The organism is Planktotalea sp. (assembly GCF_039984035.1).
Taxonomy (GTDB): domain Bacteria; phylum Pseudomonadota; class Alphaproteobacteria; order Rhodobacterales; family Rhodobacteraceae; genus Planktotalea.
Genome location: NZ_JBDWVM010000358.1, coordinates 1 through 12255 on the forward strand (window position 1 = coordinate 1; position 12255 = coordinate 12255).

At 53.3% G+C, this 12255-nt stretch carries 12 protein-coding genes and 2 tRNA genes; 5 read left to right on the top strand and 9 right to left on the bottom strand.

The genetic code is table 11. The annotated features are described in order from the left end of the window. From ABJQ89_RS16020 to ABJQ89_RS16030, 3 genes are all read right to left on the bottom strand, one after another. A partial coding sequence (locus tag ABJQ89_RS16020) for a hypothetical protein (protein ID WP_348497167.1) occupies positions 1-333 on the bottom strand: 333 nt, incomplete at its 3' end. After that, positions 330-764 carry a GFA family protein gene (locus ABJQ89_RS16025; RefSeq protein ID WP_348497168.1) on the bottom strand — a complete coding sequence of 145 codons (435 nt, stop codon included), beginning with the start codon at positions 762-764 and terminating at the stop codon, positions 330-332. The genes ABJQ89_RS16025 and ABJQ89_RS16020, both read right to left, overlap by 4 nt. Beyond that, positions 761-2203, bottom strand: a complete 1443-nt coding sequence (locus ABJQ89_RS16030) for an NAD(P)-dependent oxidoreductase (protein WP_348497169.1) — start codon at positions 2201-2203, stop codon at positions 761-763. The genes ABJQ89_RS16025 and ABJQ89_RS16030 overlap by 4 nt, the downstream gene beginning before the upstream one ends. Before the next feature lie 227 nt (positions 2204-2430). Between ABJQ89_RS16030 and ABJQ89_RS16035 the strand changes: the two genes are divergently transcribed. Continuing rightward, entirely contained in the window at positions 2431-3237 is an 807-nt protein-coding gene (locus ABJQ89_RS16035; RefSeq protein ID WP_348497170.1) for an undecaprenyl-diphosphate phosphatase, read from the top strand. Between the two features lie 48 nt (positions 3238-3285). Here ABJQ89_RS16035 and ABJQ89_RS16040 read toward each other — a convergent pair whose 3' ends face one another. Next, positions 3286-4266, bottom strand: a complete 981-nt coding sequence (locus tag ABJQ89_RS16040) for a complex I NDUFA9 subunit family protein (protein ID WP_348497171.1) — start codon at positions 4264-4266, stop codon at positions 3286-3288. 203 nt (positions 4267-4469) lie between these two features. Here ABJQ89_RS16040 and ABJQ89_RS16045 point away from each other — a divergent pair. Then, positions 4470-4556, top strand: a tRNA-Leu gene (locus tag ABJQ89_RS16045). Between the two features lie 1146 nt (positions 4557-5702). Here ABJQ89_RS16045 and ABJQ89_RS16050 read toward each other — a convergent pair. From ABJQ89_RS16050 to ABJQ89_RS16060, 3 genes are read right to left on the bottom strand one after another with little or no spacing between them, the layout of a single operon-like run. Further along, on the bottom strand, positions 5703-6611 hold the full coding sequence (locus tag ABJQ89_RS16050) for a 2OG-Fe(II) oxygenase (RefSeq protein WP_348497172.1): 909 nt from the start codon (positions 6609-6611) through the stop codon (positions 5703-5705). A 27-nt stretch (positions 6612-6638) separates the two neighbouring features. Continuing rightward, positions 6639-7427 (bottom strand): SDR family NAD(P)-dependent oxidoreductase, encoded by a 789-nt coding sequence (locus ABJQ89_RS16055; RefSeq protein ID WP_348497173.1) that lies wholly within the window; start codon positions 7425-7427, stop codon positions 6639-6641. 32 nt (positions 7428-7459) lie between these two features. After that, the gene (locus ABJQ89_RS16060) at positions 7460-8236 is read right to left on the bottom strand and encodes a CmcJ/NvfI family oxidoreductase (protein ID WP_348497174.1); all 777 of its coding nucleotides are present in this window, start codon (positions 8234-8236) and stop codon (positions 7460-7462) included. 98 nt (positions 8237-8334) lie between these two features. Between ABJQ89_RS16060 and ABJQ89_RS16065 the strand changes: the two genes are divergently transcribed. Next, on the top strand, positions 8335-9234 hold the full coding sequence (locus ABJQ89_RS16065) for a LysR family transcriptional regulator (protein ID WP_348497175.1): 900 nt from the start codon (positions 8335-8337) through the stop codon (positions 9232-9234). Between the two features lie 110 nt (positions 9235-9344). On the opposite strand, the gene ABJQ89_RS16070 is transcribed toward ABJQ89_RS16065, so the two are convergent. After that, positions 9345-9500: transfer RNA gene (locus tag ABJQ89_RS16070), tRNA-Thr, on the bottom strand. Positions 9501-9772: 272 nt separating this feature from the next. Further along, entirely contained in the window at positions 9773-10669 is an 897-nt protein-coding gene (locus tag ABJQ89_RS16075; protein WP_348497176.1) for a LysR family transcriptional regulator, read from the bottom strand. A gap of 117 nt (positions 10670-10786) precedes the next feature. Here ABJQ89_RS16075 and ABJQ89_RS16080 point away from each other — a divergent pair, with 117 nt between their 5' ends. Both ABJQ89_RS16080 and ABJQ89_RS16085 read left to right on the top strand, forming a co-directional pair. Then, on the top strand, positions 10787-11215 hold the full coding sequence (locus ABJQ89_RS16080; protein ID WP_348497177.1) for a DoxX family protein: 429 nt from the start codon (positions 10787-10789) through the stop codon (positions 11213-11215). Positions 11216-11278: 63 nt separating this feature from the next. Continuing rightward, positions 11279-12166, top strand: a complete 888-nt coding sequence (locus ABJQ89_RS16085; protein ID WP_348497178.1) for a VOC family protein — start codon at positions 11279-11281, stop codon at positions 12164-12166. Positions 12167-12255: the final 89 nt, after the last annotated feature.

The following is a 12255-nucleotide window of genomic DNA, read 5'->3' on the forward strand; positions in this document are numbered from 1 at the left end:
GAAGACCTGACCAACCGCCATCAACTCATCTTTACGCGGTGTGTGGCCTGTGCGTTCGATCTGATCATAGAAGAAAGACACAGGAATTTGCACGTGGATGCCTGCGCCATCGCCTGTTTTACCGTCCGCATCAACAGCGCCGCGGTGCCAGATCGCTTTCAGTGCGTCGATGCCAGCTTCGACAACCTTACGGCTCGGCTTGCCATCAATGGACACCACGAGACCAACACCACAAGAGCTATGCTCTTCGCTTTCGTTATAAAGACCGTTCTCGGCCATATATGCGCGCTTGGCTTCTTCGTTCTTCACCCAATTTGCATCATACTTGGTCATTGATCTTCTCCTTCTTTGGGCGCGAATAATGCGATGGTTTCTTGGGCTGTCATCTTGCGATGCTCCCCGACCAGCGCGATGCCACAAAGGGCATCATCCGCGAAAAATTCGAGTTTCAGAGGTGTGTCCTCTAAAGTTTGAAACAGACCCGCTGAAGGATGACGATTGCCATCCTCAACAGTGCCGTAGAACAGTGTGCTGCCACAGGTCCCGCAAAAGCCACGCTCTGCCCATTCGGAAGAACGATAGGTTTTTACAGGGCCATCCAGCGTCAGACTGCCTTGATCGATACCGAGCGACATGAACATGCTGCTCGTGTGTTGCTGACACATGTCACAATGACATGCGCGCATCATTGGCTTGGACATCACTGCCCGCGCCGTCACAGCGCCGCAGAGGCACTGACCTTCTATGTTTTGGCTCGCGTTCATTCAGCCGCGACAGCAGAGGCGTTTGCGTTGAAATCGTTCAGGATCGCCTCGGCGCAATCACGCCCATCCTTGATCGCCCAAACGACAAGCGAGGCACCGCGCACGATATCACCAACCGCGTAGACGCCCGGCAGGTCTGTCTTGCCTGATGTGAATTCTGTTTTCACAGTGCCCCAACGCGTGACTTCAAGGCCATCAACGCCCCAAAGCTTTGGCAGATCTTCTGGCTCAAAACCCAGCGCCTTGATCACGATGTCAGCCTCTTCGACATAGTCCGCGCCTTCGATCACTTCTGGCGCTTGGCGACCTGTTGCATCAGGTGCACCAAGGCGCATCTTTTGAACCATCACGCCAGAGACTTTACCGTCTGTTTCGGTGAAGCCTTTAGGTGCAGAGAGCCACTCGAAAATGACGCCTTCTTCTTCAGCATTCTGAGTTTCGCGTTGCGAGCCCGGCATGTTCGCGCGGTCACGGCGATAGAGACATTTAACAGAGGTCGCGCCCTGACGGATCGCAGTACGAACGCAATCCATCGCCGTGTCACCACCACCGATGACGACGACTTTCTTACCGTTCGCATCCAACTGACCATCGTCAAATTCTGGAACCGCATCGCCAAAGCTCTTGCGGTTAGACGCCGTCAAATAGTCAATCGCGCGCTCAATACCAGTCGCCGTTGCACCCGGACCTTGCAGGTCGCGCGTCTTGTAAACGCCCGTCGCAATGATCACCGCGTCATGTGCGGCTTGAATGTCTGCGAAGGAAATATCCTCGCCCACATTGCAATTCAGTTTGAACGTAACGCCGCCCTCAGCAAGCTGATCGTTGCGGCGCATCACCACGTCTTTTTCCAACTTGAAGCCCGGAATACCGTACATCAGCAAACCACCTGCGCGGTCATAACGATCATAGATCGTGACCTGCACACCTTGGCGGCGCAGAACGTCCGCAGCGGCCAATCCACCAGGACCCGCGCCAATGATGCCAACGCTTTCGGTGCGCTCGGAAGATGGTTTAATCGTTTTAACCCAACCGTTTTCCCACGCAGTGTCCGTAATGTACTTCTCAACAGAGCCAATGGTCACAGTGCCGTGGCCAGAGGATTCAATCACGCAGTTGCCTTCGCACAGACGATCCTGCGGGCAGATACGACCACAGATTTCTGGGAACGTGTTCGTTGCTTGCGACACTTCATATGCTTCTTCCAAGCGACCCTCAGCCGTGAGGCGAAGCCAATCAGGAATGTTGTTGTGAAGCGGGCAATGGCTTTGGCAGTATGGAACGCCACACTGCGAACAACGGCTGGATTGCTCTTTAGCCTTGTCACTCGCGTATTCAGCGTAGATTTCGTCAAAGTCTTTGTTGCGCAGATCAGGCGCGCGTTTCGTGGGCATATCACGGTCCACGGATACGAATTTAAGCATCGGTTGCTTGGCCATGATCTCTCACTCCTGTTGCCGGGGATCTTTCCTTGGTTTCGGTGTCTTAAAGAAGCCGCGGCAGGAATAAAAGTCAGAAAGAGTTACCTATATTATCAAAATTTGTGATTCCTCGCGTCAATTTAGAGAAATGTCTTCATTTTTTAGTTCCGATTCGGACTTATAGTCACTCTTCCCACTCGAATCACCTTGGTTTATGGCTAGGGAGAGCTTTGCAAAGGACGATCATGCCTCTCTTTTATCTTCTGCTTGTTGCAGCAATTCAGGGCATTACCGAGTTTTTGCCGGTCTCTTCTTCGGGTCACTTGATCCTTCTTCCCAACCTCACTGGCATGGAAGATCAGGGACAAGTCATTGATGTAGCCGCCCATGTAGGCACACTTTTCGCGGTCATTCTTTACTTTTGGAGCGACGTTCGATTGGGACTGCTTGGCACTCCTAACATGCTCCGCGGCAAGCTCGATGACCCTGGTGCAAAGCTGGCAGCTTTACTGGCCGTTGGCACGATTCCCGTCATCCTCTTCGGCTTAGTGCTAAAGCTTACAGGCCTCGATGACATGCTGCGCGGGATCGTCGTGATCGGCTGGACGATGCTGATCTTCGGCCTCGTGCTTTATTGGGCCGATCAAAAAGGACCGACAACCAAGGTCGCCAGTGACTGGAATTGGAAAGACGCGATTATCATGGGGCTTTGGCAGGCAGTGGCCCTGATCCCCGGCACGTCCCGTTCGGGTATCACGATTACAGCCGCACGTTACTTGGGCTACGCACGGAAAGACGGCGCCAAATTGGCAATGCTCATGTCGATCCCAACGATTATCGCATCTGGCACGCTGCTTGGCTTAGAAGTCGCGTCCGAGGCAAATGCGGCGCTGGCACGAGACGGTGCTATCGTTGCTGTCTTTTCCTTCATTGCAGCACTACTCGCGCTTAGCCTCATGATGCGCCTCCTCAAATCAGTGAGCTTTACACCCTATGTGATCTATCGCGTGGTGCTGGGGCTGATTTTACTTTGGATCGGCTACACTGCATAGAAAAAGGCGGCCCTTTTGGACCGCCTCGTTCACTCAAATTCGATTCTTTTAGGCGCGCAAGTTCTTCGCTGAATCCTTGATCGCAGCATACTGACCTGACGGGCGGAAGCGCCACAGGTAATCAGGTAGCACAGCTTCCATCGCGACAGGGCGAATGCCAAGATCGGCAAGCGTTTGAGCGTCCTCACCCACCACGTTGTCAACGCGCAAGCTCTTGATCTGATCCCGTGTTGCGGCTGGATTTTTGATCAACCCGCCACTCACGATTTGCACCATATCAAAGACAAAACCCATGATGCGCGCGATCGGGAAAGGGATGTTCAAGATCAGCTTGCGGCGTTGAATAACGCCAAGCATCATTTGCATCAATTCACGGAAGGTCATGGCGTCTGGACCGCCGAGCTCATATGTGCCCTGCGCTTCGCCAAGCACACCTTTGACGGCAGCAGCGGCAACATCATCAACATGAACAGGCTGGAACTTTGTATTCGCCCCAATCACCGGCAAAATCGGTCCGAGACGGGACAAGGATGCAAAACGGTTAAAGAATTGATCTTCGGCGCCAAAAATCACAGACGGACGCAGGATTGTCGCGTTTGGCATATGCTCTAGAACGCTAGCCTCACCATGTGCCTTGGTTTGCGCATAGACACTTTCCGCATTCTCATCAGCGCCAATAGCAGAAATATGGACCATCGTTTGGATGCCCGCTCCCGAAGCTAGTTTTGCAACGCGCGCCGCGCCATTCGCTTGCACCGCTTCAAAATTGTTCTTGCCGCCGATATCAAACGTACCAACGCAATTCACAACAGCATCTGCACCTTGCATCGCAGCGGCAACAGAGGCCTCGTTGCGAATATTGCATAGGACAGGTTCGACCTGACCCACTGTTCCGTACGGCTTCACAAACATCGCCTCATTCGGGCGACGCGTTGCGACGCGCACGCGCCAGCCTTCTTTCGCCATACGGCGAGCGATGTAACGGCCTAAAAAACCAGAGCCGCCGTAGATCGTGACAAGTTTGGACATTCACGCAATCCTTTGTCGTTTGCTTAAGGGCAGATGTACCGATCCCAGCGCATGCAAGCAAGTCAGGACTAAAGGGCATTTGGTATCAAACCGCTCTGTTTTGCCCGACTTTTTCGAAAAACATGAAATACATACGAAACAAGGGGGGTGATTCCCGTTGACACTATCTATGAGCAAGTCTAAATCCCGACCCCAAGGCACCTGCCCAGGTGGCGGAATTGGTAGACGCGCTAGCTTCAGGTGCTAGTGTCCGTATGGACGTGGAGGTTCGAGTCCTCTCCTGGGCACCAAATTTTTATCAAAATTCATGAATTTTCAATACGTTACAAAATATCAATTTTGGCAGACCCACCCCCAGCCCCACCGGAAAGAATTGATACTTCAGAGTTCTTCTGTATTCCCAACGACTCAGTAAACGCCAATATTAACGGCATCCCTTTGAGGGGCCTGCTAGACGGCCTATCTCTGTTTGACTAACCTCGAATGATACTGATTCATTGACGTTGAGACCTAACGCCCGTTTGCCGATCTTGACGTGCAGCTCTTCAACTTCTGCCTCGTTGTACTCAGCCCGCGTGACCTTGTGGGAAAACCCTTCTATCAAGATCGCCAGCTTCTTGCGCCGCGGCCTTAGCTTTGGATGCCATCGTCTGGTCAATTGTTCTCAAAAAGCCAACTACTAGAAAATTTCATTGAAAGTGAAGCAGGATTTGTAGCTTTTCGAACCAGCGACTAAATGTCAGGTTTTGTGAGGTATCGAGAACCAGAAAGCATTCACTGGAAAGCGGGATTCAGTTGTAATTCCAGATTTCGTTTGAAGTACCGGTTCAACTATTCAGGCATCGCCAAGGTTGTAGCTCAAACATGCCTGGGTGATCTGACTCTTTTCAATTCGGCGATCGATTGCAAGCTGCACAGCTGTGACCTTGTTCGGATGAAAGTCGTCGACGTCATGGTCTCCGGACAAATTAAGGAACGGACGTCGGTGCTTCAAAGCAAAACCCAAAAACCGGTGCGGCTTGAAATTTCAGAAAGCACTTGAGCCTTTATTACGAATTGAATTGACGACCCGTTGACGGCCAGCCTCGTGTATTTTTGGCATGGGCGGGTCCGCGAGCGGCTTCATATCTCAACGCGCCGGTATGCTCAGAACGTGCGGGATTGGGTTTCGTCCATAGGTTTGGGAGTGAGCGCCCATTGTACCCAGGCTCAGTTTTTGATCTCAGCGTGTACCAACGGCCCGAAGGAGACATCCATCCAACTGAACAACGCTGCGGTGCAGCTTCCCGAAAGCATGCATTGCCCCATGAAAGCAGCATTTGGCATGCTGGATTGCAGCTTCGCGGACAAACCGGACCTCAGAGCTTTGCAGATCAAGGTCCGGTTTGATTGACGTGCAGAACTACGAAGAAACCCCAGCTATCCCATTCAATCGCTTAGAACGGGGCGAAACCATCGTTTTCGGTAGGTGCGCGCACCCAGCGTTCTTGTGGATCGATTTGATCGGGCTTTGCACCATGAGGTGGCACCTGACCTTGATCGCCATACAGCCACAACACAAAATTTGAACGTTCCCCTTCCGTAATGGGCATCGATTCATGTGGAACGCTACCGTGATGGATCAACGCAGTGCCGGGTGCGAAAGTAAGCTCGCTGATCTGTTTTGTGGCGCGATCAAAGAACCGTACACCGGATCCGGCAAAGTCTTCGCCCGGCAAGTTGAGGTTGATATTCAGCGTCACGGATGACGCATCTGTATGCGCACGCAGCGACGTATCCGCATCCGCCTGCCATTGGATTGAGAAGCCAAATGTTTGGCTGTCGTACCCCATCACATCCGGAAACAAGAGCCGCGAGATCGGGCGCATATAGCTGTCCATCAGATCCCGATAGAAATCTTGGAAATTGGGCGCAGCAAGATAGCCTTCAGAGCGTGGGTCCAACATCGCACCGCCACGGTTCAACGAAATTCCATATGGCGGGCGCAACGGGATGTCCGCATCTGCGACCTTGGCCATGTAGTCGCGCAAAACCGAGAGTTTCTCAGGATCAAAGAACTGAGCCTCATAAACGCCGGGAAACACTTCTTTCCAGAGGTCTTTGACGACGGTTTCCTTGGTGGGATCAGCCCATGCCTGTTCCACCGCTGCGCGCAGCTTGGGATCATATAGAGAAGCGTCGAGTTTCAGATCGCTGTTTTCGCTTTGCTCCCACGCGGCCCAAGCGTCTTGGAACATGTCGCGGTTTTGGCCCCAAAAGTGGTGAACGGAAATATCGCGTTGCAACATGGCGTCGCGTGATGGCCGCGCGACGGCGCGCGCGTTTTCAAGTGCTTTGTAGTCCATTGGTTTTCTTCCTATGTCTCTGTCGAATTAGGCTAGTTTGGCCACAATGTCTTTGATCCCTTGCATAATGCTGGCGCTATGATCGGCATCAAGTGCGGCGGCGTTGGGTTGCGCAAACTGCTGGCTGTCGTTGTCGTAATAGGTGCCGGTTGCGTTGGCGAATGATGCGCCCAAAGCGGCCTCAACCAGGATGTCTGCGCCGATCTGCAGATCATTACCGGCGACGCCAAACCCTTCTTTGACCATCTTTGATGCCAACAACGACCCCGGATTGACCGCGACGACAACGGGGCCGTCCGGTAATTCCTTGGCCATTTCTCGCGACCATATCGTGATGGCGAGCTTGCTTTGCGCATAGGCCCCCATGTCATCAAGCTGGCTGCGTCCATGCATGGCGTCGAGGTTAACGGGGGCTTGTGCTGCAGAAGACAGGTTTACGATGCGTCCGTCTTTTGGGATGATCGGCAACAGGTCACGGGTCAAAACGTATGGCGCAAAGGTGTTGACCATAAAGCGCGCGTCAAACCCGTCAGCGGTCATCTTATCCTTGATCTTCAAAACGCCTGCATTGTTAATGACGACATCCAGCTGGCCGTGATCAGCGCGGATGTTGACCGCCAACGCCTTGACGTCCGCCATGCGAGACAGATCGGCGGTATAGCTTTGGGTCTTGCCGCCGACCTCTTTCGCAGCGGCTTGCAGCTTGTCAGCACTCCGACCGTGCAACAAGATTGTGTGCCCTTGCGCCGCAAGTGTCTTAGCCGTCAGTTTCCCGATGCCATCTGTCGATCCGGTGATGAGAATTGTCTTTGTCATGATGATCCCTTTCTTGGGAAAATGAATTGAGTTCAGTACCGCACCAGCGTGCGGCTCTCGATGCTTTTGCGTATCGTGTTGAGTGTCGGGTCTTCAATCATATCGAGGGCGCTGTGTGCGACAGGCGGCTGTCCTTGGTTGTCGAAGATGTTGAAAAACGCGACTTCGTCTGTCGCCATCTTGGACATATACAGCCACCGGTGATCCGCGTTGGCCGCCAATCCCATGATCTGGCCGAGCCTGTCGGGGTAGATCAGATCCAGCGTGATCCAGTCCGCCGCCGCGACACTATCAGGTGCCACAAAGCCCAAAGGTGCAGAATTAATTGTGGCTTCGACCGGGCGCCACACATTGATGAAGGCATAGTGCCCGGCCACCCACTCTTGGGCTTTCTCGGGGCCCAGTATATCAATGAGGCGTTGCTCTGCACCGGTCTGGCTATAGTCGCTATGAACGTTCCGCGCAGGTTTACGATCTGCGTTAGGGTCATCGATGCGCACCGTATGATCGAAAATAATCACCTCTTTTGCGTGCAGTTCTGTCGTTAAGAGCCGTGTAAGTTCCGTGTCATAGGTAGGGACCCAAGCTTGATCCTCGCCAAAGCTATGCACCTCTGACGGAAACTCTGTGAACCCGACCGATTGGCCTTTAAACTCACCACGTTCGCCCAAACGCACATCCAAAACGTTTACTCGGGTCGGCGTAAGTTCGGGCGAAATCAAGTTGCCCACAATGCCGCCAGCATCCAACTCAAACGCTTGGCGCTCTGGTTTGTGGACATGATAGTTCACTGTTGCAGTCTGTGTCATGTGGCAGTTCTTGTTCAGTCTCGGATTGACATCTATCCTTTCTGAAAATTAAATAAACAGGCAAAATTTGAATTCAGTATTCGGAAAATGTATAAAATATGGATACCCAAAGCCTCCGACTTTTTGTATTGGCCTGCGATACGTTAAACATCAGCGCAGCCGGGCGCGCGCTTGGAATGGCCCCCGCCGTGGCGAGCAACCGGATCGCTAGGCTTGAACATCTTGTGGGCGCAGACCTGCTGCACCGTTCCACACGCAAGGTATCATTGTCGACCGAAGGTCACGATTTCCTGCCCTACGCCCGCGAAATGATCGCTCAAGAAGAAGCGGCTCTTGCGGCGCTCGGCAAAGGTCAGGCGCAAATCGCAGGCACACTGCGTTTTGCGGCACCCAGCTCTTTTGCCCAAATATACATCGCGCGGCTGTTGCCGCTTTTTATGGATCAATATCCCGATCTCACGTTGGATTTGCACCTATCCGACGCGAAATTCGACCTGATTGAAGGGAGTTATGACCTCGCTTTGCGAAACGCCGTCCTTGAAGACAGCAGCCTAACAGCGCGCAAACTTGCCGATGATACCCGTGTTTTATGCGCATCACCGGCTTATCTTGAGCAGTTCGGCACACCGCAGAACCCCAGTGATCTCGACACCCATCGCTTGATTGGCTTTAACGATTTGGAACCGCGCGGTCTGATTGCCGAAGATGGGCAAGCGTGCGATTTTGATCCCAACCGCGCCAAACAAAAGATGGTGCTGAACGACGGGTTGACGCAAAAACAAGCGACGCTTGACGGGGCTGGCATCTCATTGAACTCTCTTTGGCTCGTGCATGCAGAAATCGCGGACGGAACATTAGAGCGCATCTTACCCGCGTTCGAGGCAGCCCAACAAACTGCACTCTGGCTGATCTACCCCAAAAGCAATGTGGTTTCAGCCAAGGTGCGGGTCTTTATGGACTTTCTTATCGAGCATATTGGTCGGCAGCAGACGTGGTAGGACGTTTCTGAAGCTGCCGCTCGTACAAGGTGCAGCATCGGTGAGTTTGGGCTCTTAGTTGTCGTTAGCTGCGCCCGGCATCAACGGCTGCTTTCGTCAAAGAGAGGGTGTGGTGACCCCGATTGGATTCGAACCAATAACCTGCCCCTTACGAGAGGGCAGGTGATGTTAATAACATATCGATTTAGAAGTACTAATTTTTGATTTGTGGAATTTCGGGTGATAAATTGGGTGATTTTTGAAATATCCAGTGGCCACTCAGAGCCTTCCTCATGCGCGTAATAGCGATTTGGTTGTGTAGGTGCCCGACTGAAAGCAAATGAACTACAAAGGAGACGTTCGTCGCAAGCGACACCGATGTCTTTAGAGCGGACGAAGCTGCCGTCGACACTTTTGGTTTGAATGGCCGCTATCCACGCCTTTCGCCAGCCGTACAAGAACAACGACGCGAATAGGACTATCTCTGTGGTCTGCGATGCGCGGCACGATTGTGTTAAGCCAAAAGACTTGGCCGCCTAGGTCATACATTTGGGTGTTGCTACTTCAAAACGGCGGAGACCCCATCCGGCCCAGCCAAGAAGTCCAGAAAACTTCTTACCTTGGCAGGTAGATAGCTACGATCAGCGTAGATAGCCTGAATATGCAATTTCGGCCATTCAACTGTGGGCAACACTGCTTCAAGTCGGCCGTCTTTCACATCATTCTGGGCGGCCCAGTTCGGAAGCATGGCAAAGCCCATACCAGCAATAGCTGCTTGATGCAGGATACTTTCGTTGGAGCTTTTCAATATGGGGTCAAGCTTAACATCCATCCCGTTTTCCCCACCAAATTTGACGCGCCCGTCCGCGGCGACATGAGAATAGGCAAGCATCGGGGCGTTGTTCAGATCGTCAGGAGTTTGGGGGCGACCAAAGCGGTCCAAGAATGCAGGGGCTGCTACCATTTGAAATGTGACTTCTGCCAATTTGCGCGCAATCAACCCCTCATCAAGCTTAAAGGCCACGCGCAGGGCCAGATCGACACCTTCCTCAACCATATTGATCTTGCGACCACTTAGATCGACATCAAAGGTCACATGGGGGTTTTGCTGGTGATAGGTCGTCAAAATGGCCGCAAAGTCCGGATTAGACATCCAAACGGGCAGCGATAATTTCAACGTACCACGCGGCGACAGGCTGTCTGTGCTCAATTGCGCTTCGGCTTCCATAAGACCGTCAAGCAAGGGCCGGATGGTTTGAAGATACTGCGCGCCCGCCTCGGTCAGGCTGACGTTGCGACTATTGCGATTTAGCAGACGCGCCCCAACGCGGGCCTCTACGTGCTTTACGTGTTTGCTGGTCATCGCAGGCGAGATATTCAGACGCTCTGCCACGGCAGAGAAGTTCTTGTGTTCTGCAACTTCGGCAAAAACACGCAGGCTTAGAAGTGTGTCCATAATCAACTCACAGTGAATGGTAGATAAACAAATAGCCTAATGATGTCATTAATGGAAACGTTTATTCCCGTTCTCATCACAACGCGCTGCAAAAGCGATTTTTGGAAAGAGAACGACATGACAACGATTGACACAAACCCCGTACAGACCAGCAAGGGCTGGAATATTGGCCTGTGGGTCGCCCAAGCTCTATTGGCCGCGATGTTCTTGATGGCAGGTGCCACCAAGCTGATGTCCGGATCGGCTGAATTGGTCGCGATGGGCATGGGCTGGGCCGAGAACGCGCCTTTCTTGCTGATTAAATTCATTGGCCTTGCCGAGGTCGCAGGCGCGCTTGGTTTGATCCTGCCATCTGCGACACGCATCATGCCACATCTGACGAAACTGGCCGCAGCCGGTCTTGCTGTGATCATGGTTCTGGCCGCTGGCCTGCACATCACACGCGGTGAATTCGAAGTGGTACCGATGAACGTGATCTTGTTCGCACTGGCTGCTTTGGTGATCTGGGGGCGCACGAACAAAGCGCCGATCGCACCGCGCGCTTGATCCAACTAAACGCGCCCCGGTTTCTCCCGCCGGGGCGTTTTTTCTTCAAAAGGTTGCCTTCCCATGCTCCATTCTATGCCCGCTGCCAATGCAAACTTGTCCCCACAAAACGATCGCCTTTCTTGGGGAGCGGTCGAACTTCAGGTCACCGACCTTGATCGCGCAGTTGCGTTCTGGAGTTCGGCCTTGGGGCTGATCGAGCGCGATCACTCAGCGCCCGGCATCGCACTTGGAACAAGGGATCGCACGCTGATCGTCCTTCATTCCGGTGCAGAAATCCCTGTCGCGGCGCCTTACACGGGCATGTATCACGTCGCGATTGGCGTAAGCAGTCAGGCCGAGTTTTCGCGTATTTTGGCACGCCTGATCCACCTGAACGTTCAGGTCGGGCCGACGGATCACTTGATGGCGAAATCGCTTTATTTCCATGATCCCGACGGTCTGGAGATAGAGATCACTTATGAGACGCCGGAACGGTTCAGCCACTTTGGCGATATGTCTAGGGGCCTGACTTTGTATGATGTTGACGGCAACACGCATTCTGGACGCGGACCGCTGGATGTGAATGCCGAACTGGCCCATGCGGCGGGCACAGACCCGTTGGCACCAATGGCGGACGACAGCTACCTCGCGCATCTGCACTTCAAAGTGCCTGCACTCGAACCTGCCCTAGACTGGTTCGAAACCCTTGGATTTGAGCGTCACCTGACGCTGGATAACTGGGGCTTTGCCGACATGGGCGCGGGCGCTCCCAACACCCACCGTTTGGCCATGAATATCTGGGCGGGCCCCAACAACCCGCCTATGCCGCAAAATATGGCTGGGTTGGTGCACTATGAATTGTTCACCCTCGGCGCGTTCATCGACTCACCACATCTGCGCCAAGACGGCGATGCCTTGCGCGGAACTGACCCCGCAGGCGTCGCAGTTACCCTACGCGCTGCCAAATAGGAGACTCCGATGACAAATGCACCAACATCTTACCGCCCCGCACACATCATCCTGCACTGGGTCGTTTTCGCGGCCATCTGGGTGCAATG